Annotated in this window: 16 protein-coding genes and 1 pseudogene; 15 read left to right on the forward strand and 2 right to left on the reverse strand. The window is 65.5% G+C overall.

Annotated elements, in window-relative coordinates; all coding sequences use genetic code 11:
- The first annotated feature begins 1 nt into the window (after position 1).
- The 15 genes and pseudogenes from tssH (at position 2) to BLR75_RS27300 (ending at position 19,537) form a co-directional block, all read left to right on the forward strand.
- A complete protein-coding gene (tssH, locus tag BLR75_RS05475) occupies positions 2-2,581 on the forward strand; it encodes a type VI secretion system ATPase TssH (protein ID WP_084311537.1) in 2,580 nt (859 codons plus the stop codon).
- Positions 2,582-2,590: 9 nt separating this feature from the next.
- Positions 2,591-4,099: a sigma-54 interaction domain-containing protein gene (locus BLR75_RS05480; RefSeq protein WP_084311536.1), complete on the forward strand. Its 1,509-nt coding sequence runs from the start codon at positions 2,591-2,593 to the stop codon at positions 4,097-4,099.
- Positions 4,100-4,169: 70 nt separating this feature from the next.
- The gene (locus tag BLR75_RS05485; protein WP_084311535.1) at positions 4,170-4,310 is read left to right on the forward strand and encodes a type VI secretion protein; all 141 of its coding nucleotides are present in this window, start codon (positions 4,170-4,172) and stop codon (positions 4,308-4,310) included.
- 19 nt (positions 4,311-4,329) lie between these two features.
- Positions 4,330-5,526, forward strand: a complete 1,197-nt coding sequence (tagH, locus tag BLR75_RS05490; protein ID WP_084311534.1) for a type VI secretion system-associated FHA domain protein TagH — start codon at positions 4,330-4,332, stop codon at positions 5,524-5,526.
- 5 nt (positions 5,527-5,531) lie between these two features.
- A complete protein-coding gene (tssJ, locus tag BLR75_RS05495; protein ID WP_090416009.1) occupies positions 5,532-6,014 on the forward strand; it encodes a type VI secretion system lipoprotein TssJ in 483 nt (160 codons plus the stop codon).
- A 1-nt stretch (position 6,015) separates the two neighbouring features.
- Positions 6,016-7,347, forward strand: a complete 1,332-nt coding sequence (gene tssK, locus BLR75_RS05500) for a type VI secretion system baseplate subunit TssK (RefSeq protein WP_084311532.1) — start codon at positions 6,016-6,018, stop codon at positions 7,345-7,347.
- Positions 7,348-7,351: 4 nt separating this feature from the next.
- Positions 7,352-8,221 carry a type IVB secretion system protein IcmH/DotU gene (gene icmH, locus BLR75_RS05505; RefSeq protein WP_084311531.1) on the forward strand — a complete coding sequence of 290 codons (870 nt, stop codon included), beginning with the start codon at positions 7,352-7,354 and terminating at the stop codon, positions 8,219-8,221.
- Between the two features lie 15 nt (positions 8,222-8,236).
- Entirely contained in the window at positions 8,237-11,773 is a 3,537-nt protein-coding gene (gene tssM, locus BLR75_RS05510; RefSeq protein ID WP_084311530.1) for a type VI secretion system membrane subunit TssM, read from the forward strand.
- Entirely contained in the window at positions 11,773-12,501 is a 729-nt protein-coding gene (locus tag BLR75_RS05515) for a PP2C family protein-serine/threonine phosphatase (protein ID WP_084311529.1), read from the forward strand. The genes tssM and BLR75_RS05515 overlap by 1 nt, the downstream gene beginning before the upstream one ends.
- Positions 12,498-13,508, forward strand: a complete 1,011-nt coding sequence (locus tag BLR75_RS05520) for a serine/threonine-protein kinase (RefSeq protein WP_084311528.1) — start codon at positions 12,498-12,500, stop codon at positions 13,506-13,508. Before BLR75_RS05515 ends, BLR75_RS05520 begins: the two co-directional genes overlap by 4 nt.
- A 22-nt stretch (positions 13,509-13,530) precedes the next feature.
- Complete coding sequence (locus BLR75_RS05525) at positions 13,531-15,573, forward strand: type VI secretion system Vgr family protein (protein WP_084311527.1); 2,043 nt, start codon at positions 13,531-13,533, stop codon at positions 15,571-15,573.
- Between the two features lie 62 nt (positions 15,574-15,635).
- A complete protein-coding gene (locus BLR75_RS05530; RefSeq protein ID WP_084311526.1) occupies positions 15,636-18,428 on the forward strand; it encodes a hypothetical protein in 2,793 nt (930 codons plus the stop codon).
- A complete protein-coding gene (locus BLR75_RS05535; RefSeq protein ID WP_084311525.1) occupies positions 18,418-18,918 on the forward strand; it encodes a hypothetical protein in 501 nt (166 codons plus the stop codon). The genes BLR75_RS05530 and BLR75_RS05535 overlap by 11 nt, the downstream gene beginning before the upstream one ends.
- Positions 18,919-18,972: 54 nt before the next feature.
- A pseudogene (locus tag BLR75_RS05540) lies at positions 18,973-19,164 on the forward strand (transposase); the annotation flags it as partial.
- A gap of 145 nt (positions 19,165-19,309) precedes the next feature.
- The gene (locus BLR75_RS27300; protein WP_084311524.1) at positions 19,310-19,537 is read left to right on the forward strand and encodes a lysozyme inhibitor LprI family protein; all 228 of its coding nucleotides are present in this window, start codon (positions 19,310-19,312) and stop codon (positions 19,535-19,537) included.
- A 123-nt stretch (positions 19,538-19,660) separates the two neighbouring features.
- Here the strand turns inward: BLR75_RS27300 and glmS are convergent, their stop codons facing one another.
- Positions 19,661-21,496, reverse strand: a complete 1,836-nt coding sequence (gene glmS / locus BLR75_RS05550; protein ID WP_084311523.1) for a glutamine--fructose-6-phosphate transaminase (isomerizing) — start codon at positions 21,494-21,496, stop codon at positions 19,661-19,663.
- 13 nt (positions 21,497-21,509) lie between these two features.
- Entirely contained in the window at positions 21,510-22,280 is a 771-nt protein-coding gene (locus BLR75_RS05555; protein WP_084311522.1) for a DeoR/GlpR family DNA-binding transcription regulator, read from the reverse strand.
- Positions 22,281-22,440: the final 160 nt, after the last annotated feature.

The following is a 22,440-nucleotide window of genomic DNA, read 5'->3' on the forward strand; positions in this document are numbered from 1 at the left end:
CATGATCAACCTCGACCTGCAACGACTCATCCAGGCGCTGGACGCCGAAACCCGCCGTGACCTGGAGGGCGCAGCCGAGCGCTGCGTCGCCCGCGCCGGCAGCAAGATCCTCGTGGAAGACCTGCTGATCGCCCTGCTGGAGCGTCCCCAGGGGCTGCTGCCCCGCGCCCTGCAGGATGCCGGAGTGGACGCCGGCGAACTGGCCGCCTCGCTGCAGCCGCGCAGCGAAAGCAGCGCCTCGCGCAACCCGGTGTTCGCTGCCGAGCTGATGCAGTGGCTGCAGGACGCCCTGCTGGTGGCCAACCTGGAGCTGAGCCAGAGCCAGATCGACCAGGCCGCGCTGATCCTCGCCCTGCTGCGCAACCCAATGCGCTATGCCGGCAGCCACTACCAGCCGCTGCTGGCGCGCCTGAACGCCGACCGCCTGCGTGACTTCGCCCTGTCGCAGCAGACCTCCGACAGCACCGCACCCGCCACCAAGGGCGAGTCGATGCTCGAACGCTTCACCCACAACCTCACCCAGCAGGCCCGCGAGGGCAGGCTCGATCCGGTGCTCTGCCGCGACAGCGCGATCCGCCAGATGATCGACATCCTCGCCCGCCGGCGGAAGAACAATCCGATCGTGGTCGGCGAGGCCGGGGTGGGCAAGACCGCCGTGGTCGAAGGGCTTGCCGCGCGCATCGCCACCGGAGAAGTGCCGCATGCCCTGCAGGGTGTCGAGCTGCTGTCGCTGGACCTGGGCCTGCTGCAGGCCGGCGCCAGCGTGAAGGGCGAATTCGAGCGGCGCCTCAAGGGCGTGATCGACGAAGTGAAAGCGTCGGCCAAACCCATCATCCTGTTCATCGACGAGGCCCACACCCTGATCGGCGCCGGCGCCCAGGCCGGCGGCTCCGACGCTGCCAACCTGCTCAAGCCGGCGCTGGCCCGTGGCGAGCTGTGCACCGTCGCCGCCACCACCTGGACCGAGTACAAGAAGTACTTCGAGAAGGACCCCGCGCTGGCCCGGCGCTTCCAGCCGGTGCAGCTGCACGAACCCACGGTCGGCGAAGCGGTGACCATCCTGCGCGGGCTGGCCAAGGTCTACGAAGCCAGCCATGGCATCTATCTGCGCGACGATGCGGTGGTCGCCGCCGCCGAGCTGTCCGCCCGCTACCTCGCCGGACGGCAACTGCCGGACAAGGCCGTCGACGTCCTCGACACCGCCTGCGCCCGCGTGCGCATCAGCCTCGCCGCCGCTCCGGAAAGCCTGGAAAAGCTGCGTGGCGAACTGGCCGAAGGCGAGCGCCAACGCCAGGCCCTGCGACGCGATCAGGAAGCCGGCCTGAACATCGATCGGGCCGCCCTCGCCGTCCTCGAGGCTCGTCTCGAAGAGGCCCGTGAACAGGAAATCGAACTGCAGCAGCGCTGGCAGCAACAGCGAGATCTGGCCAGCGAATTGCTCGACCTGCGCCAGCAACTGGCCGCTGCGCGCTGTGACGAAACCCGCCAGGAAGAGGCGGCGACACTGGAGCAACGCCTGCACGAGGTACACGGCGACCTGCGCCAGGCTCAGGAGCAGGAGCGCCTGGTCAGCTTCGAAGTGTGCCCGCGCCTCGTCGCCGAGGTGATCAGCCACTGGACCGGCGTACCGCTGTCGCAACTGGCCCGCGAGCACAATGCCAAGGTCGCCAGCTTCGCCTCCGATCTGCGCCAGCGCGTCCGCGGCCAGGAGCCGGCGGTGCAGGCCCTGGATCGCGCCATGCGCGCCACCGCCGCCGGCCTGAACAAGCCCGATGCACCGGTGGGCGTGTTCCTGCTGGTCGGCCCCAGCGGCGTCGGCAAGACCGAGACAGCCCTGGCCCTGGCCGACCTGCTGTACGGCGGCGAGCGCTTCCTCACCACCATCAACATGTCCGAGTTCCAGGAAAAGCACACCGTCTCCCGCCTGATCGGAGCCCCGCCGGGCTACGTCGGCTACGGCGAGGGCGGCATGCTCACCGAGGCGGTGCGGCAGAAGCCCTACTCCGTGGTGTTGCTCGACGAGGTGGAGAAGGCCGACCCGGACGTACTCAACCTCTTCTACCAGATCTTCGACAAGGGCATCGCCAACGACGGCGAGGGCCGCGAGATCGACTTCCGCAACACGCTGATCCTGATGACCTCCAACCTCGCCAGCGAGCGCATCGTCGCCCTCTGCACCGACGACCGGCGCCCCGAGGCGCAGGAGCTGGAAGAAGCCATCCGCCCAGCCCTGAGCCGGCACTTCAAGCCGGCCCTGCTGGCCCGCATGCGCGTGGTGCCCTACTACCCGGTCAGCGGCGAGGTGCTACGCGAGCTGGTGCAGCTCAAGCTCGGCCGGCTGGGCGAGCGCATGCAGCGCCGCCAGCTCGCCTTCAGCCATTGCCAGGCCCTGGTCGACCACCTGGCCGAACGCAGCACCCGGAGCGAAAGCGGCGCCCGCCTGATCGACCAGCTGATGGACGCCCATCTGCTGCCGCAGATCGCCGACCGCCTGCTCGATGCCATGGCTGCCGGCGAAACCCTGCACCACGTGCACGCCACCCTCGACGGTGACGCCCGTCCAATGTGCGAATTCAGCTGAGGTGCCAACATGTTCCTGCGCATCCCCCAGCCCCTGAATTACGCCGAGGCCTTGCTCGAGCAGTACGCCAACCTGACGCGCACCGCCGATGCCGGCAGCCTGCTCGGCCAGTTCGTCCGTGCCGCCACCCAACTGACGGACTGCGAGCTGGCCCAGCTCTACCTGCTGGATGCCGGCCACAGCGTGCTGGGCCTGAATGCCGAATGCCTGGACGGGCTGCTGCAGCCGCGCGAGATGGAAGCCCTGTCGGCCGACTACAAGGACGAGCAACCGCTGCAGTACAGCCTGTGCCAGAACCGCGTGCTCAGCCTCGCCGAACTCAACGACAGCCTGCATGACACCGACTTCCTGCCGGCCAGCGGCAAGCCCTGGCGCGCTCTGCTCTGTCTGCCGCTGCTCGACCAGCGGCTGGCGGTCCAGGGGCTGCTGCTGTGCGCCAGCCGCACGCCACGCGACCTGGCCGGATTCGCCAGGTCCCTCGGCCAGCTCGGTACCTTCGTGCATGCCCAGCTCCAGCTGTTACGCCGCCTGCGTCGTCCCCAGGGCAACAGCCAACCGGTAGCACCGGCGCCCTGCGCCAGCGGCTACGGGATGATCGGCGAGAGCCCGGCCATGCGTCGTACCTATCAACTGATCGGCAAGGTGCTGCACAGCCCCTACACCGTGCTGCTCACCGGCGAGACCGGCACCGGCAAGGAACTGGTCGCCCGCGCGATCCATGACTGCGGAGCGCGCCGCACCGCCAGCTTCGTGGTGCAGAACTGTTCCGCGCTGCCCGAGCACCTGCTGGAAAGCGAACTGTTCGGCCACCGCAAGGGCGCCTTCACCGGCGCCGACCGCGACCGCCGCGGGCTGTTCGACGCCGCCGATGGCGGCACCCTGTTCCTCGACGAGATCGGCGACATGCCGCTGTCGCTGCAGGCCAAGCTGCTGCGCGTGCTGCAGGAAGGCGAGATTCGCCCGCTGGGCAACAACGACAGCCATCGCATCGATGTGCGCATCGTCGCCGCCACCCACCGCAACCTGGAAGCCATGGTCAGCGCCGGGGAGTTTCGCGAAGACCTCTACTACCGTGTGGCGCAGTTCCCCATCGAACTGCCGCCGCTGCGCCAGCGCGGTGAAGACATCCTCGTACTGGCCCGCCACTTCGCCGACAAGGCCTGCGCCTTCCTCCAGCGTGCCCCCTGCAGCTGGTCCGCCACGGCACTGGAGCACCTCGCCGGCTACGCCTTTCCCGGCAACGTCCGCGAACTCAAGGGCATGGTCGAGCGCGCCGTGCTGCTGTGCGAAACCGGTGAACTGCTGCCGTCGCATTTCAACCTGCGCGAGCTTCCGACCAGCGCCGAGTCCACCGCCAACCTGCGCGAGCGCCTGGAGCAGGTGGAACGCTCGCTGCTGCTCGACTGCCTGCGCAAGAACCGCGGCAACCGTACCCTCGCCGCCCGCGAACTGGGCCTGCCGCGCCGCACCCTGCTGTATCGCATGGGCCGCCTGAACATCCACTCGAACGAACCATGACCGAGTCGCCCATGAACCGTCTGCCGCCCTTTCCCTACCCCTGGCCACAACACACTACGGAGGTCGTCTGATGCCCCCTCTTCGCTGGCGCGCCGCCCTGCTCGCACTCGCCACCCTGCTCGTCCTCGGTGGATGCAGCGGCAACTACAAGTTCAACGACAAGGACTACCGCCCCCTGGGCGAGCCGCAGGCGATCAATCGCGGCAACTGAGACCAAGGAGCACGCGACCATGGAACTGGTATTCGAGATGGTGAGCGCCCAGCAGTTCGTGCCCGGCCTGCTGACCAGCAAGACCTTCAAGGAGGCCGGCGGCATCATTGGCCGCTCCGCCGATTGCGACTGGGTGATCCCAGACCGGAACCGCCACCTGTCCAACCACCATGCGCAGGTGAGCTATCGCGACGGCGCGTTCTACCTCACCGACACCAGCAGCAACGGCACCCTGCTCAAGGACAGTGGCGCCCGCCTGCCTCCTGGCCATGCCCTGCGCATCGAGCATGGCACGGTGTACTGCATGGGCGACTTCGAGATCCGCGCGCGACTGGTGCAAGACCCGGCACTCTTCGATGAAGAGATCGGCCGCCCCCGCGCCGCCGGCAGCATCATCCCGGACGACGCCTTTCTCGACCTCGATCCGCTGACCGCCATCGAGCAGCAGGAACGTATCTACGTGGCGAGCGACGACTACGGCATGCTCGACGCGAACCAGGCGCACACGCGCCATCAGGCCGACTACGCCCCCATCGACATTGAAAGCCTGCCGCTGCCGCAACTGGTCGCGCCGCCGCCGGAAGCGCCCGTGGCGCACGCCGACGAAATCGAGCGCCAGCCTGATGGCTTCTGGCAGCGCTTCGGCGATGAACTGGGCATATCTCTCGACGGGTTCGACCAGGACGCCCGCGAAGCCCTGGCCACCCAGGCCGCGCGCCTTCTGCGCCAGTGCGTCGGCGGCCTGCAGCAGAGCCTGCGCACCCGTACCGAGCTGAAGAACGAACTGCGCCTGGCGCTCACCACCGCGCAAGGCCACAGCGGCAACCCGCTCAAGTCCAGCGCCGACAGCCGCGAAGCGCTGAGCGCCCTGCTGCTTGCCGCCAAACCCGGCCAGGCCAGCCCCGAGCAGTCCGTGGGCCACGTCTTCCGCGACCTGCAGGCGCACCAGGTGGCACTGCTCAGCGCCAGCCGCGCCGCCCTGCGCAGCACCCTCGAACACTTCGCCCCGGAACGGCTGGCCCTGCGCTTCGAGCGCGACGGACAGGTTTCCCGCCTGACCGGCGCCAGCGGCCGCTGGCGCGCCTATGGCCGCTACCACCAGTCCCTGCGCCAGGACGACGAGTGGAGCGAACGCCTGCTCTCCCGCGATTTCGCCCAGGCCTACGAGGAACAGGTCCGGCTGATCGCCACCCTCAACAGCGAATCCCAAGGATGAACCGCATGTCCCGCCTCAAGTCCATCGCGCTGCTCGCCCTGGTACTGCTCACCAGCGCCTGCTCGGCGCTGTCGCCCTACTCGAAGATGACCAAGCTGGACCTGACACTCAGCGCCAGCGACCAGCTCAACCCCGACCTGGACGGCCGCCCCTCGCCGATCGTGGTACGCCTGATCGAACTGAAGAATCCCGTGGCCTTCGAGAACGCCGACTTCTTCAGCCTCTACGAGCGCGCCAGGGAATCCCTCGCCCCGGACCTGGTGGCCAGCGAAGAACTCGAACTGCGGCCGGGCGAGACCCGCGAGCTCAAGCTCAGCGTCAACGACGGCAGCCGCTACGTCGGCGTGCTCGCCGCCTACCGCGACCTGCCCGAAACCCGCTGGCGCTACGTGGTGACGCTGGCCCCGGTGCAACTCACCCGCGCCGAGCTGCGCCTGGACCAGAAGGGCATCCAGGACGCCGCCGCCACTGCCGGGAGGGACCGCTGACATGACCGCGCACAAGGTCATCTGGCGCGAAGGCATGCTCCTGCGCCCGCAACACTTCCAGCAGAGCGACCGCTACCACGACCACCAGCTCAAGGCCCGCACCCGTCTGCTCGGGCGTTACTGCTGGGGCTTCTTCGGCCTGGAGATCGACCCGCAGTTCCTCGCCACCGGCAAGCTGGTGCTCAGCCAGGCCTCCGGCGTGCTGCCCGACGGCACGCTGTTCGATCTCGCCAGCCGCGATGAACCGCTGGCCCTGGACATCCCACCGAACACCAGCAACGCGCCGGTGTACCTGGCGCTGCCGCTGGTCACCGGCAATCACATCGAGGCCCGCCGCCCGGAGCAGATCGACGTGCTGGCGCGCTACACCACCCGCGACCAGGAAGTGGCCGACTCCAACGCCGGCGACAGCGCCAGCAGCCAGGTCACCTGCGGCCACGCCGACTTCCGCCTGCTGCTGGGCGAACAGCGCAACGACCAGGCCTACGTGCGCCTGAAGGTCTGCGACGTGCTCGATACCTCGCCGGACGGTCGCATCACCCTCGCCCCTGACTTCATCCCCAGCCATCTGCACTTCCACGAGAGCGGCTACCTGCTGTCGTGCCTGAAGGAAGTCGTCAGCATGCTCGGCCACCGTGGCGATACCCTGGCCGAGCGCATCCGCTCCACCGGCACGGTAGGCGGCGCCGAGGTCGGCGACTTCATGATGCTGCAGCTGATCAATCGCACCGAACTGGTCCTGCGCCACTGCCTGGACCTGGAGCAGGTGCACCCGGAGGAGGTCTACCGCACGCTGCTGGCGATGCTCGGCGACCTCGCCACCTTCTCCAGCGAAACCAGGCGACCGCGCCTGGATGGCCGCTACCAGCACAGCGACCAGGGCGCCAGCTTCCGCAAGCTGATGGAAGCCATCCGCCAGGTGCTGTCGATGGTACTCGAGCAGCACGCCATCGAGCTGGTCCTGCAACAGCGCCAGTACGGCATTCTGGTGTCGCCGCTGCACGACCACAAGCTGCTCGGCAGCGCCTCCTTCGTCCTCGCCGCCAGCGCCCAGTGCGAGGCCGAGGAGCTGCGCCAGCGCCTGCCGGCGCACCTCAAGGCCGGCCCGGTGGAGCACATCCGCCAGTTGGTCAACCTGCACCTCCCGGGTATCCGCGTGAAGCCGCTGCCGGTGGCCCCGCGGCAGATCCCGTTCCACGCCAACAAGACCTATTTCATCCTCGAACTCAGCCTCGAAGAGCAGGCGCAGCTGGAGCGTTCCGGAGGCTTCGCCTTCCATGTGTCCGGCGAATTCGCCGGTCTCGAACTGAAGTTCTGGGCCATCAGGAACTGAGCGCATGATCAGGGAAATGGATTACCGACAGGACGACAAGACCGTCCTGGTCGACCGCGAGGGCGACAGCCGCTCGCGCAACCCGCTCACCGACTTCGCCGAGCCGCCGCGCTTCGAACAGCTCGAAGCGCGGATGATCTACGCCGCGCGGCTGCGTCCGGAAGAAACCTTCAACATCAGCCTCAATCCGCTGGTGGCCGCCGCCGCCGAACTGCTTTCGGAAGTGGTGCGGCTCAAGCACTCCACCGGCGGTGACGACCTGCACGCGCTCAACCACCAGTTGAGCACCGGCATCAGGCAGTTCGAATTGCGCGCCCTGCACGAAGGCGCCGAGAGCAGCCAGGTGATGGCTGCCCGCTATGTGCTCTGCACCGTGCTCGACGAGGCGGTGGTGACGACCGAATGGGGTAACGAGAGCGAGTGGTCGCGGATGAGCCTGCTCAGCAGCTTCCACAACGAAACCTTCGGCGGCGAGAAGTTCTTCCAGCTCCTGGAACGCCTGTCGCGCAACCCGGTCAAGCACCTGCCGATGCTGGAGCTGATGTACCTGTGCCTGTCCCTGGGCTTCGAGGGCAAGTACCGCGTGATACCCCGCGGCATGCTCGAACTGGAAGCCGTTCGCGACAGCCTCTATCGGCAGATTCGCCAGCTGCGCGGCGACGTGCCGCGGGAACTGTCGCCGCACTGGGAAGGCCTGCGTGACTCGCGCCGGCGCCTGGTGCGCATCGTGCCCTGGTGGCTGGTGGCGCTGTTCACCCTGGTCTGCCTGGTGGTGATGTATTCCGGCTTCGCCTGGGTCCTCGACGAACAGCGCGAGAGCGTCCTGCAACCCTATCGGCAACTCGGCCCGGCCGCGGTCGAGCCCAAGTCGTAACACAGGGATAGTGTGATGAAGAACTTCTTCAAGAGAGTTGGCGGCTTCCTGCGCCGGACCTGGGTCTGGAGCCTGCTGCTGGTCCTCCTGCTGGCCCTGCTGGTGTGGTTCGCCGGCCCGTTGCTGGCCGTGGACGAGCACAAGTTCTGGGAAAGCGCGAGCGCCCGCCTGCTGAGCATTGCCGTGCTGTTCCTCTGCTGGGGCCTGTTCATGGTCTTCACCAGTTGGTGCTCCATGCGCCGCAAGCGCGCGGAAGAGGAAAACGAGGACGTCCAGGAACGCCTGCGCCGCAAGGAGCTGATCAGCGACGAGCAGCAGGAACTGCGTTCGCGCTTCCAGGACGCCCTGCGCATTCTCAAGACCTCCAGCCTCTACCGCGGTCGCAGCGAGCGCTGGCGCAACGAACTGCCCTGGTACCTCATGCTCGGCCCGCAGGGCAGCGGCAAGACCAGCCTGCTTGACTTCTCCGGCCTGGAATTCCCGATCAACAGGATCGACCGCAAGCTGACCCGCGATACCAACGGAACCCGCTACTGCGACTGGTACTTCGCCGAGCACGGCGTGCTGGTCGACAGCACCGGCCGCTACCTGAGCCAGGACGATGCCGAAGTCGACGCCAGCGGCTGGAACACCCTGCTGGAGCTGCTGCGCAAGCGCCGCCGCACGCGCCCGCTCAACGGCGTGGTGGTCAACGTGCCGGTGGACCTGCTGCTGGATGGCGACGAGCAGGGCCTGGAGGTGCTGGGCCGGCAGATTCGCGCACGCCTGCAGGACATCCACCGCAACCTGCATGTCGACCTGCCCGTCTACCTGGTGCTGAGCAAGGCCGACAAGCTGTCGGGCTTCGACGAGTTCTTCGACCAGCTCTCCCGCGAGGAAAGCGACCAGGTGCTGGGCGTCAGCTTCCGCAAGGAGCAGAACGGCACCGATGCCAGCGTCCTGCGCCAGGAGTTCGAGGAGCTGCTGCGCCGGCTCAACAGCCAGGTGATCCCGCGCATGCACCAGGAGCGCGACACCCAGCGCCGTGGCCGCATCCTCGACTTCCCGCACCAGCTGGCGCAGATCGGCGACCGCCTGAGCCTGCTGGTGGAGTTCGCCTTCACCGGCAACCGCTACCAGCGCGCCAGCCAGCTGCGCGGCTTCTACCTGACCAGCGCGCCGCACCTGACCCAGCAGATGGACGAGGATGCCGCCGCCATCGGCGCCAACCTGGGCATGGCCACCGTCAAGCTGCCGACCCTGCGCCAGGGCCGTCCGCGCTTCATCCACCACCTGTTCAGCCGGGTGATCTTCCCCGAGTCCGAACTGGCCGGCCTGGACAAGCGCGCGACCGCGCGCATCCACTGGGGCCAGCGCGCGGTATACGCCGCCTCCCTCGCCCTGCTCGCGGTGTTCGGCCTGATCTGGGCCAGCGGCTTCTCGGCCAACAACGCCCGCCTGGACCAGGTTCGCGACCTCGGTCAAAAGCTCACCCACGAACACGCCGCGCTCACCCCGCAGGACGACGCCCGCACCATCCTCAAGGCACTGGACACCAGCTACGCCGCCAGCCAGGTCTTCCCGCCCAGGAACGACGTCGCATTGCACGAGCGCGCCGGCCTCTACCAGGGCGAGGACAGCACGCCGACGCTCACCACCGCGTATCTGCGCGAGCTGCAATCCCAGCTCCTGCCGCGAGTGGCACGCACCCTCGAAGGACAGATACGCGCCAACCTGAACGATCGCGAACGCCTGCTCGGCAGCCTCCGCGCCTACCTCATGCTGAACCTGCCGGAGCGCCGCGACGCGGGCTTCCTCAAGGACTGGATGGGCGCCGACTGGTCGGTGCGCTACAGCGGCGACGCGGTGGCGCAGAACGGCCTGGGCACGCACTTCACGCGCCTGCTGGAACAGCCCTTCGTCTACCCGCTGAACGAGCCGCTGGTGGCCCAGGCCCGCCAGGTGCTGCGCGGCGAATCCCTGGCCAGCGTGGTCTATCGCGTCCTCCGCGAACAGGCCCGCAGCCTGCCCGAGTACCGCCTGAGCCAGCACCTCGGTCCGCAGGGCGCGATGTTCTCCGGCGCCGACCATGCCATTCCCGGCTTCTACACCCTGCGCGGCTACCAGCAGTTCTTCGTCGTCCAGGGCGCGCCGATGGTGCGTGAAATCCTGCGCGACAACTGGGTGCTGGGCGAAGGCAGCAGCCTCAGTAGTCAGGACCTCAGCCGCCTGATGGTGGAACTGCAGCAGCTGTACTTCCGCGACTACGCCAACTTCTGGAGCGAAGCGGTCAACCAGCTTCAGTTGCAGCCGATCACCGACGCCGGCAAGGGCGCCGAGGAAGTGGCCAGCCTGACCGCGGCCAACTCGCCGCTGCTGCAATTGCTCATCGAGGTACGCGACAACACCCGCATCCCGGGTCTGGCGGAAAGCACCGAGGCGGCCGGCGATGTCGCCAGCGCCGCGGCCGAGGCCGGCGGCAAGCTGGGCAAGGTCGGCAAGGTGGCTGCGGCCGCCGCCGAGCAGGCCCGGGACACACTCGCCAGGAGCCTGCCGGACACCGCGCGCCAGGCCATGCAGCGCCGCTTCGAGCCGCTGCACCACCTGCTCGACGACAACGGCGGCGCGGCGGCGGACCTGGCGCCGCTGATGCAGTCGCTCAATGACCTGCAGCTGCAACTGGCAGGCCTGGCTCGCGCCAGCCAGCCCGAGCAGATGGCCTTCGACATGGCCCGCGGACGCATGGCCGGCCGCCCCGACGCCCTGGCCAACCTGCGCAGCGCCGCATCGCGCCTGCCGCAACCGGTGAATGGCTGGTTCGACCTGATGGCCGAGGACAGCTGGACCCTGGTGCTGGGCGACGCCTACCGCTACCTCAACCAGCGCTACCAGGCCGAGCTGTACAGCTTCTACTTCAAGGCCATCAACCAGCGCTACCCGTTCAACGCCAAGAGCAGCAGCGATGTCGCCATCGCCGACTTCCGCGAGTTCTTCAAGGCGCAGGGTGTCGCCGACCGCTTCTTCGAGACCTACCTGCAGCCCTTCGTCAGCGGCGATCCGGGCAACTATCGCCTGCGCAGCGTGGACGGCCACAGCCTGCCGATGTCGCGCACCTTCCTCGACCAAATGGCTTACGCCCAGGCGATCCGCCGCAGCTTCTTCGCCGACAATCCCACCGAGCCGCAGGTGCAGTTCAAGTTGGAGCCCTACTCCATCGACTCCAGCCTGAGCCGCGCGGACTTCCGCTTCGGCGACCAGCAACTGGAATACCGCCACGGCCCGATCGTGCCGGTTGCCTTCAAGTGGCCCACCGACGCCGACGACGGCCGCACCCGCCTGGTCCTCGAGGAACTCGGCGGCCGCCGTGTCGCGTTGGAGAAAAACACCGGTCCCTGGTCGCTGTTCCGCCTCTTCGACCAGATGCAGAGCGAGTACCTGCGCGGTCGCGACGTGCTGATGCTCAAGGCCGACCTCAGCGGCCTGCGCGCCAACTACCTGGTGCTGGCGCAGCGCTCGCCGAACCCGTTCGACCTCGGCAACCTGCGTAGCTTCCGCCTGCCGGTCTCGCTCTGATGCAAGTCGCGACACGCTGGCGCAGCAGCGGGCGCACGGACACCGGCAAGGTCCGTGCGCGCAACGAGGACGCCTTCCTCGACCACCCGGAGCATGGGCTCTGGGCGGTCGCCGACGGCATGGGTGGACATGCCCGCGGCGATCGCGCGAGCCGGATGATCGTCGAGGCGCTTTCGCGGATTCCGCACTACGCGGACCACGACAGCCGCGCGCAACAGATTCGCCATCGACTGCACTGGCTCAACCGGCGCTTCGTCATGGAAATGACCCAGACCGCCGACCAGCCGCCACAGGTCATGGGCAGCACCATAGTCGCCCTGCTGCTGGAAACGGACCGCGCCACCTGCGTCTGGGCCGGCGATAGCCGCTGCTACCTCTGGCGCAGCAGTCGCCTCTACCAGCTCACGCGCGACCACTCGCTGCTGCAGCAGCTGATGGATGAGCAGGGCCTGAGCGCCGACGAAGCCCGACGCCACCCTTCCGCCCACGCACTCACCCGCGCCGTGGGCGCCGGCGACAAGTTCTCCCTCGACACCCTGGAGCTGAGCGTGCACCCGGGCGACACCTTCCTGCTGTGCAGCGATGGGCTCTACAACAGCCACAGCGAGGAATCGCTCGGCACGGCGCTGAATCAGAACTCCACCGACAAGGCGCTCGATCAGCTTTTCACTCACGCCCTGAACGGCTCGGCACGTGACAACCTGACCGCCGTGGTGATCCGCCGATGACTGCCGAAAGCCTCGCGTCCGCTTTCGCCGGGCAATCCGCCCAAGCCGACAACTGCACCTACTTCGCCTTCCTCGGCCAGCCCACGGCGCTTCCGGCTCCGCAAGCGGAAGCTGAAGCGCCGGAAGTGGTGCCTTTGCCCGAGGTTCTCAGCGGCCGCTATCAGCTGGAACGCCTGCTCGGCGTTGGCGGCATGGGCGCCGTCTACCGGGCTCGCGACCTGCTGCGCGAACAGTTCGGCGACCCCGACCCTCACGTAGCGGTGAAACTGCTCAACGAGGAGTTCGCCGAGTACCCCGACGCCAGCACGCTGCTCTACAGCGAGTTCGCCCTCACCATGCGCCTGCGTCATCCGCACATCGTGCGGCTGCACAGCTTCGAGGTGGACAGCAGCTGTCGTCGCGCCTTCATCACCCTGGAACTCATGCGCGGTTTCACCCTGGACCAGTTGCTCTGCGAACAGCCGGAAGGCCTGCCCTGGGACGAGTACCGCAGCATCGCCCTGAGCCTCCTCGACGCCCTGGCGTACTCCCATGAATGCGGCGTTCTGCACGGAGACCTGAAGCCGAGCAATGTGATGCTCGCCGAAGACGGCACGCGGCTCTTCGACTATGGCCTGGGCCAGCCCAGGGAAGGCCTGCTGGAGGGTCTTCCGCGGCTCTCGCGCGAACGCTTCAACGCCTGGACACCGCGCTACGCGGCACTCGAGCTTTTCGACGGCGCGCCGATCTCACCCGCCAGCGACCTCTTCGCCACAGCCTGCGTGCTCTACGAACTGCTGACCGGCCACCACCCCTACCACCGGCTCGATGCCCGGGAGGCCAAGGCCCAGCAGTTGGAGAAACAGCTCAACTCGCCCCGCTCGCTCGCGCCGCGCACCTGGCAGGCCCTGCGCACGGCTCTGGCGCTGAACGAAAACGAGAGACGCATCGGCGTCCGCGAACTGCGCGAAGCCTTCCTCGCGCAACCCAAGGCTGTCCGCCGCTGGTTCCAGCGGCGCAACGGATGATCTTCGAACAGGGAGCCTGAACATGTTCAACCCCGCCAACCAGACCCATTTCAGCCTCAGCATCGAGGGTGTCGAAACCGATCTGCAGGTGCTCGAATTCCGCGGCAACGAAAGCATCAGCCGACCCTACCGGTTCAAAGTCGAACTGGTCAGCGAGCGCCCGGATCTGCAGTTGGACGAGCTGCTGCACAAGCGCGCCTTCCTCGCCTTCGCCCCCGGCGGTGCCGGCGTCCACGGACAGATCCATCGCGTGGCCCAGGGTGATGCCGGCAAGCGCCTGTGCCGCTATCACGTCGTGCTGGTGCCGCAGCTGGCCTACCTCGCCCACCGCATCAACCAGCGCATCTTCCAGCAACTGACGGTGCCCGAGATCATCACCCGCGTGCTGGAAGAACACGGCATTCTCGCCGACGCCTACCGTTTCCAGCTCGGCCCGACCCTCTACCCCAGGCGCGACTACTGCACCCAGTACGACGAATCCGACCTGCACTTCATCCAGCGCCTGTGCGAGGAGGAAGGCATCCACTACCACTTCCGCCACAGCCCGCAAGGCCATCTGCTGGTATTCGGCGACGACCAGACCGCCTTCCCGCGCCTCGGTCGGCCCACGCCCTACATCCCCGACACCGGCATGGTCGCCGACATGCCGGTGATCAAGCGCTTCAACCTCGGCGTTGAAGCCCGCACCAGCCGCGTCACCCGCCGCGACTACGACTTCCAGAAGCCCCGCCTGCTGATGGAGGCAGCCTGCAAGCCCAGGGCCGCAAAGCCCGAGCCGGACCTGGAAGACTACGACTACCCCGGCCGCTTCACCGACCGCGAGCGCGGCAGGCACCTCAGCCAGCGCGCCCTCGAACGCCACCGCGCCGATTACCGCACCGCCCGCGGCGAAAGCGACCAGTCGAAACTGGTCAGCGGCCACTTCCTCGAACTCTCCGAACACCCGCGCGGCGAATGGAACGACCTCTGGCTGCTCACCGAAATCGTCCACGAGGGCAAGCAGCCCCAGGTGCTGGAGGAATCCATCACCAGCGACGTCACCGACGACAAGGACGACTTCCACCAGGGCTACCGCAACCGCTTTTTGGCCACGCCCTGGGACGTGCCCTACCGACCACCGCTGGCCCATCCCAAGCCGCGCATCCTGGGCAACCAGAGCGCCGTGGTCACCGGCCCCGAGAGCGAGGAAATCCATTGCGACCAGTACGGCCGGGTGAAGGTCCAGTTCTTCTGGGACCGCGAAGGCCAGGCCGACGACAAGACCAGCTGCTGGCTGCGCGTCGCCAGCGGCTGGGCCGGCAACCGCTACGGCGCCATCGCCATCCCCCGCGTCGGCATGGAAGTGCTGGTCAGCTTCCTCGAAGGCGACCCCGACCAGCCGCTGGTTTCTGGCTGCCTCTACCACGCCGAGAACCAGGTGCCCTACGCCCTGCCGGCGAACAAGACCCGCAGCCTGTTCAAGACCAACAGCTACCCCGGTGGCTGCGGCTACAACGAACTGCGCATCGAGGACCGCAAGGGCCAGGAACAGATCTTCCTCCACGCCCAGCGCGACTGGGACGAGAACATCGAACACGACCAGCGCATCCGCATCGGCCACGAACGCCACGACACCGTCGAAGCCAACACCTACAGCGAATTCAAGGCCGAGGAGCACCACACCACCCACGGCGACCGCAAGACCGAGGTACGCGCCGACGACCACCTGATCGTGGCCAACAAACAGCACATCAAGATCGGTACCGGCCAGTTCATCGAAACCGGCCAGGAAATCCACCTCAAGGCCGGGCAGAAGCTGGTCGTCGAAGCCGGCATGGAAATCACCCTCAAGGCCGGCGGCAGCTTCATCAAGCTCGACGCGGGCGGCGTCACCCTGATCGGCCCCATGGTCAAGGTCAACGCCGGCGGCTCACCGGGCAACGGCTCGGGCATCGGCATCAAGGCGCCGTTGCAACCGGGGATGGCGGATGCGGACAAGGCGGGGAAAGAGATGGAAGAGGCGCTGATCAATGCGCCGCTGGAACTGACCATTACCAAACGCCGAATGCTGAATTTCTCCTTCTGATCGGATAGCTAGGCCGGACACCCCACCCGCCAGCCCAACGGAACTGGAAACGGAACACCATCATGGAAAAACAGAAGAAAGTCGAACGCTGGTCCTACCCCTTCAAGGCCAAGGGCGAAGGCAACGCCGCAAGCAGAGAAGTCACCGACCCGCAGGTCTACTACGACGCCCTGGCGAAAGCCGAAAGCGGCTACTACCCAATTTCCAGCAACGGCCTCTGGCATGGCGGCGTGCACTTCGACCAGAACACCGCGACGATGCTCGACCAGTCCTCCGTGCGTTGTATCGCCGACGGCGTGGTAGTCGCCTACCGGATCGACGAGAGCTACCAGAAACTCACCTACACCGGCAGCGGCACGCCCAAGGAAGTCACCTACTCGACCGGCTTCGTGCTGGTTAGGCACCGTCTGGAGCTGCCTCCGGCCCCTGCCGCCACTCCGCCCGCCGGTGGGACACCCGCGCCAGCAACGCCTCCAGCACCGGAGGCCGACCTGACGTTCTACAGCCTGTACATGCATCTCAAGGACTGGGAAAGCTACAAGCAGGACGGGGCGCCGACTCCACCCACTTTCCTGTCCCCCACCCAGTACGCCGTCAGCGAAGAACACGCCACCAATGACTTCGCAGGCCTTTACGTTCGGGGAGGCGCGCCAGGCACTCCGGCGCATGCGAACAAGGTCTCGATCATTCCCAAAGGCTGCAAGGTACAGGTGGGCGTCGCATCGACCGTTAACGCCCATTGGCGAAAACTCGTCAGCATTCTGGAGGGACAGCCGTCACCGGCGTTGACCACAGACATCGAGCATTGGGTCTTCACCGGCGAAATGACTCCCACCGGGAGCAGCGACATATTCCTGATTGGACAGAAGGCCAACGACGTCCAGGCGTCGTTGCTGGCGGGCAAGGGCCTGACGGTGCGCAAGGAAGCCAAACACAACTCGGCGGCGATGGCCGTGCTACCTGTTGGCACCGAGCTTCAACTGGAAGACGGAACCGGGAAGTACCGCAAGATCAAATCGATTACGGCCTCCAGCCTGACCGCGCCTGTGAGCCCCGGATGTGCCGCCAATATCCAGGGTTTCGTTCACTTCGATTCGCTGAAAGCCGTCTCCCTGCCGCCAACCCTCAATGCAGTGCATGTCCTGCCGGAGCCGGTGCCCATTACCGCAGGCGCCCTGATCGGCCACCTGGGCAAATATCAGGCGGCATCGCAGGGCCAGGCCCATGACCTGCTGCACCTCGAAGTCTTCACCTGCGACGACATCGAGGCCTTCATCACCAAGAGCCGCGCCCGTGCCGAACAGCTCAAGCCCGAGCAGAAGTCACTGCTGAAGATTCCGTCCGAGACCAAGGTCATCGACAAGGCAGGCGCCAGCAAGGACAACCCGCCATTGCCTTCCGATCCCGGCAATCCCACCGCGTACGACATGATCTTCCCGCTGGCGGTGCTCAACGCCCTCCCGGCTGACCGCAAGATCACCGTGTCCACCACGACAGGTGGCACCACCACCTCGCAACAGTGGTGGAAGCTGGATAACCTGCCCGGCAAGGACGGCAATCCTCTCAGCGGCTGGGTGAAGGAAGACGAGATCATCACACCGCGCCTGCACCCCTGGAGCTGGGAGGGTTTCGACTTCATCAAGGAAACCAGCACCCCGAGCGACCAGTATGTGTGCAAGCTCAGCACGGACGGCGTTCTGGATGATGGCGAGAAGACCAACTACAAGGCACAGGTCAACGCAGGCGACGGCGGAGCAATCAAGACGCGCCTCTACGAGATCATCGATGTCGATAGCGACGAGAAGCTGACACCCACCGAGATCAGGAACGCCCTCGCCAAGCCCTGGCACGCGCAGTCCATCAGCCGACTGATCGCTCAGTATGAAAGCGAGTGGTACGCAGACGAAGGCTTGAGCAAGCGGGAAGCGCTGAATTGCTACATGACCAAGGAAGCGGAGAAGGATTGGGATAAGGAGAAGGACCGTATCCGTTCCCTTCTATGGTTGCGCGATCTGACGGGCTCAGGATCAAACTTGACCGAGGTGGCTTGGCATATCCATCCCATCACGGCTGTGGCCTGCTTCAACAGCAGTTGCATACCTGTCGTCCAATCCCAGGAAATCGCATTACTTGTGTCAACCGGGTATGAAGGAAAGGCAGAACTGGACTTCGAAGCGCTCGCTGGCAACTTCGACCAGCAGGGTATGTCGTTCGGCATCATCCAATGGAACTTTGGCCAAGGGACTCTTGGCCCAGTGCTGAAGGAGATGCGCGATACCGACTCTGCTGCATTCGATGCGTGCTTTGGCGCCAACATGAACCTACAGACACTTATCAACGCTCTGAACAGCGGTGATCAGACTGCACAATTCAATTGGTCAACCAGTGTGCAATCGTCCAATCAGGCAGGCTGGAAACAGGCGTTCAAAAACATAGGCGAGGTGGAACAATTCAAGGCAATACAGTTGAAGCACGCTGCCAAATATCATGACAACGTTCTGAAGTGCATTAGCCTCATGCGCGAGATTGCTTCACAGCACATGACGTCGGTGCAGCTCAGAACTTACGTAGCGCTTTACGACCTCTGCGTCCAGCAAAACGACCTGACCAAGGCCAAGCAGGACATCATCGCCGGCTATCCTTCCAGCAATGTCTCCAATCAGCACGAACTGCTGATCTACGTCTGCAAGAAAAGAGCTGAGCGCGCCGCATCCGCATGGGTAGCAGACTGTCTCAGCCGTCGGATGGGCATCATCCAGGGCAGTACCTACACCGCCACAGCGAACGGATTGACGTCCAGCCGAGTCAACCCGAACCTCGGAAAAATCATCGCAGGAACTGTTTGTGAACTCTAAGCCCCTACTCATTACCTTACTGCTCGCATCTTCATTCATTGCGGGCGCTGCCCACGCTGCGGCACAGTCAGACACATCCAAGGTCAAGACAACTGTAGAGTTTTGTGAAGCCGGCGAAACTCAATCCAGCAAGTTCATCGCCTCCGCCGACACCTTCGTACTGAGTTGCGACTGTGATTGCACGGCGCAGGAAAACAGGATCTGGATCATCCCGAACAGATCCCGTCAAACCTACCAACTGGACGCCAGCAAAGCCGTTTCCACCCTTGAACTCAAAGGTATAGCTGCCATCCCGGACACCTTTGGCCCCGTACCCTTATGCGAAAAGCCGCAGGAGGGGGGCAATGGCATCACCATTCTCACCAAGATGCCCAGTACCGGCGGGGCCTCTCCTTACTGCTACGCGGCAGAACCCTTCATCGAAAAAAGCATCGCGCCATGCGAAAGCGCGCAGTGCAAGAAAGTTTTAGCTTCTCTTGGGCGCCTCTAAAAACCCGCCCTTACTGTAAAATCGCCACGCCCTTGATCCTCCGGAGCCCCGCCCATGCTCAGTCTGTTTGCCGACCAGGAACGTGAAGCCAAGCTGGATAGCCTGGGCGACCCACTGGCCCTGCTCAACAAGCATGTGGACTTTGCCGCCCTGGCCGCAGAGATTGACCGCTGGGCTCCCCGGCCCAGCCGGAGCAAGGGCGGTCGACCTCCCTACCCAACGGAGTTGATGACCCGCCTGCTATTGCAGGCTGCCGCCGTTGAGCACATGACAGCATTGGAAGCCAAACCAGAACGCATCAAATCCTTCTTCCAAGATCCTTTCGTCAAATATGCCGCGTGAAACTATTTGCAGGCCGAATCAATAATTCAGAGCATCCCTAAATACTTATATTGAAAAAGCCTACGCCACGAACCCAAAACTCCAAGACAAGCTTAAATCAAAAATAAAAAAATCCCAACTGCTCTGGATAAAACAAAGAGATGCCAACTGCGAAATAGAGACATTCACCATGGAAACCAAAGCCCAGGCATTCGAGACAACTAAAAACAATTGTTCCGCCAGAGAAACCGAAGAAAGAGCGAAGTACTTATCAAACCTGATGAATCATACACTCTGACTACACAAACCAAAATAAAAACCAAAACAATAAATAATCTACAGATCAAAGAATGGGCAGATTTATTTTTAGAGCAATAAATCCGCCCTTTTTATTCCTTATGGGGAAGGCGAAGGGCCGGGATTACTCCACCGTCACCGATTTTGCAAGATTTCGCGGCTGATCGACGTCGGTGCCCTTGAGCACGGCCACGTGGTACGACAGCAGTTGCAGCGGGACGGTGTAGAGGATCGGCGCCAGGCTGTCGTGGATCGACGGCATGCCCACCACCTGGGTGCCCGGGCCGTTCTCGATGCCGGCGCCGGCCTCGGCGAAGACGATCAGTTCGCCGCCGCGGGCGCGGACTTCCTGCAGGTTGGACTTGAGCTTTTCCAGCAGCTCGTTGTTCGGCGCCACGGTGACCACCGGCATGTCGGCGTCGACCAGCGCCAGCGGGCCGTGCTTGAGCTCGCCGGCCGGATAGGCTTCGGCGTGGATGTAGGAGATTTCCTTGAGCTTCAGCGCCCCCTCCATCGCCACCGGGTATTGCGCGCCGCGGCCGAGGAACAGGGTGTGGTTCTTCTCGGCGAACAGCTCGCCGACCTTCTCGACGATCCTGTCCATCGCCAGCGCCTCGCCGAGGCGGGTCGGCAGGCGGCGCAGTTCCTCCACCAGTTCGGCTTCCACGCCCTCGCCCAGGCGCTTCTGCACCTGGCCGATGGCCAGGGTCAGCAGCAGCAGGGCCACCAGTTGGGTGGTGAAGGCCTTGGTCGAGGCGACGCCGATTTCCGGGCCGGCCTGGGTCAGCAGGGTCAGGTCGGATTCGCGCACCAGCGAGCTGGTGGCGACGTTGCAGATCGCCAGGCTGGAGAGGAAGCCCAGCTCCTTCGCGTTACGCAGGGCGGCCAGGGTATCGGCGGTCTCGCCGGACTGGGAGATGGTGACGAACAGCGAATCCGGCTGCACGGCGACCTTGCGGTAGCGGAACTCGCTGGCCACCTCGACCTGGCAGGGAATGCCGGTCAGGCCTTCCAGCCAGTAGCGCGCGACCATGCCGGCGTGGTAGCTGGTGCCACAGGCGACGATCTGCACATTGCGAACCTTGGCGAACAGCTCGGCGGCCTGCGGGCCGAAGGTTTCCACCAGCACCTGCTGGCTACCCAGGCGGCCTTCGAGGGTGCGCTGGACGACCTTGGGCTGCTCGTGGATTTCCTTGAGCATGAAGTGGCGGTACTCGCCCTTGTCCGCGGCCTCGGCGCCTTCGTGGTACTGCACGGTCTCGCGCTGCACCGAGCGGCCGGCGGCGTCCCAGAGTTGCACGCTGTCGCGGCGGATTTCGGCGATGTCGCCCTCTTCCAGATAGATGAAGCGGTCGGTGACCTGGCGCAGGGCGAGCTGGTCGGAAGCGAGGAAGTTCTCGCCGAGGCCCAGGCCGATCACCAGCGGGCTGCCGCTGCGCGCGGCGAGGATGCGGTCCGGCTGTTTCGCGCTGATCACCGCCAGGCCGTAGGCGCCGTCCAGTTCCTGCACCGCCGCCTTCAGCGCGGCGGCCAGGTCGCCCAGACTGTCCAGCTTGTGGTGCAGCAGGTGGACGATCACTTCGGTGTCGGTCTGCGAGGTGAACACGTAGCCGAGGCCCTTGAGGTGGGCGCGCAGTTCCTCGTGGTTCTCGATGATGCCGTTGTGCACCACCGCCAGCTCGTCATGGGAGAAATGCGGGTGGGCGTTGGCTTCGGTGGGCGCGCCGTGGGTCGCCCAGCGGGTGTGGGCGATGCCGAGGCGGCCCTGCAACGGCTCGCCGGCGATGGCCTGCTCCAGGCTGGAAACCTTGCCCGCACGGCGACGGCGCTCCAGTTGCCCTCCAGTGCTGAAGACCGCCACGCCGGCGCTGTCGTAGCCACGGTATTCCAGGCGCTTGAGGCCTTCGACGAGGATCGGGGTGACGTTGCGCTCGGCGATGGCGCCTACGATTCCACACATGGCTGGGTCTCCTTCAGGTCTCGCAGCGCGCGCGGATGACTTTCACCCTGCGCGCCTCGATCTGTTCGCACGCCTCGTCGGAGAGGCGCTCATCGGTGATCAGGATCTGGATGCTGCTCCACGGCAGCTCCAGGTTGGGAATGCGCCGCCCGAGCTTGTCCGCCTCGGCCATGACGATCACCTCGCGGGCGACTTCCGCCATGACCCGGCTCAGGCCGAGCAGTTCGTTGAAGGTGGTGGTGCCGCGTTCCAGGTCGAGGCCGGCGGCGCCGATGAACAGCTGGTCGAAATCGTAGGAGCGCAGCACCTGCTCGGCGACCTGGCCCTGGAAGGATTCCGAGTGCGGGTCCCAGGTGCCGCCGGTCATCAGCAGCACCGGCTCGCGTTCCAGCTCGCGCAGGGCGTTGGCGACGTTCAGCGAGTTGGTCATCACCACCAGCCCGCGCTTGTGCGCCAGCTCGGGGATCAGCGCCGCGGTGGTGCTGCCGCTGTCGATGATGATCCGCGCGTGCTCGCGGATGCAGGCCGCCGCCTCGCGGGCGATGGCCTGCTTGTGGGGCGACAGCGGCTGGCTGGTCTCGCCGAGCAGTTCGTGCGGCACCGGCACCGCGCCACCGTAGCGGCGCAGCAGCAGGCCATTGCTTTCCAGCGCGGCGAGGTCCTTGCGGATGGTGACCTCGGAGGTGGCGAAGCGCCGGGCCAGGTCGTCCACGCTGACCTCGCCTTTCTCGTTGAGCAGGGCAAGGATGTCGTGGCGGCGCTGGGGTGTGTTGCGTTTCGACATGAACGGATTAAGTTTCGTTTCGAAAGTTATAGGTGCGAATCAAAGCCTATTGACTTTCGATCGTCAAGTTTTCCCGCCGAAATGAACAGAGAACACCTGTAGGAGCCAGCTTGCTGGCGATTGGTACGGCGATTTCGCGGGCGTGGCTCCTACACGACTT

It is taken from the genome of Pseudomonas jinjuensis (assembly GCF_900103845.1).
Taxonomy (GTDB): Bacteria; Pseudomonadota; Gammaproteobacteria; order Pseudomonadales; family Pseudomonadaceae; genus Pseudomonas; species Pseudomonas jinjuensis.

Excerpts from the sequence above, each read along its gene's own strand:
- tssH (WP_084311537.1), top strand. The coding sequence starts at position 2 with ATGATCAACCTCGACCTGCAACGACTCATCCAGGCGCTGGACGCCGAA.
- BLR75_RS05480 (WP_084311536.1), top strand. The coding sequence starts at position 2,591 with ATGTTCCTGCGCATCCCCCAGCCCCTGAATTACGCCGAGGCCTTGCTC.
- BLR75_RS05485 (WP_084311535.1), top strand. The coding sequence starts at position 4,170 with ATGCCCCCTCTTCGCTGGCGCGCCGCCCTGCTCGCACTCGCCACCCTG.
- tagH (WP_084311534.1), top strand. The coding sequence starts at position 4,330 with ATGGAACTGGTATTCGAGATGGTGAGCGCCCAGCAGTTCGTGCCCGGC.
- tssJ (WP_090416009.1), top strand. The coding sequence starts at position 5,532 with ATGTCCCGCCTCAAGTCCATCGCGCTGCTCGCCCTGGTACTGCTCACC.
- tssK (WP_084311532.1), top strand. The coding sequence starts at position 6,016 with ATGACCGCGCACAAGGTCATCTGGCGCGAAGGCATGCTCCTGCGCCCG.
- icmH (WP_084311531.1), top strand. The coding sequence starts at position 7,352 with ATGATCAGGGAAATGGATTACCGACAGGACGACAAGACCGTCCTGGTC.
- tssM (WP_084311530.1), top strand. The coding sequence starts at position 8,237 with ATGAAGAACTTCTTCAAGAGAGTTGGCGGCTTCCTGCGCCGGACCTGG.
- BLR75_RS05515 (WP_084311529.1), top strand. The coding sequence starts at position 11,773 with ATGCAAGTCGCGACACGCTGGCGCAGCAGCGGGCGCACGGACACCGGC.
- BLR75_RS05520 (WP_084311528.1), top strand. The coding sequence starts at position 12,498 with ATGACTGCCGAAAGCCTCGCGTCCGCTTTCGCCGGGCAATCCGCCCAA.
- BLR75_RS05525 (WP_084311527.1), top strand. The coding sequence starts at position 13,531 with ATGTTCAACCCCGCCAACCAGACCCATTTCAGCCTCAGCATCGAGGGT.
- BLR75_RS05530 (WP_084311526.1), top strand. The coding sequence starts at position 15,636 with ATGGAAAAACAGAAGAAAGTCGAACGCTGGTCCTACCCCTTCAAGGCC.
- glmS (WP_084311523.1), bottom strand. The coding sequence starts at position 21,496 with ATGTGTGGAATCGTAGGCGCCATCGCCGAGCGCAACGTCACCCCGATC.
- BLR75_RS05555 (WP_084311522.1), bottom strand. The coding sequence starts at position 22,280 with ATGTCGAAACGCAACACACCCCAGCGCCGCCACGACATCCTTGCCCTG.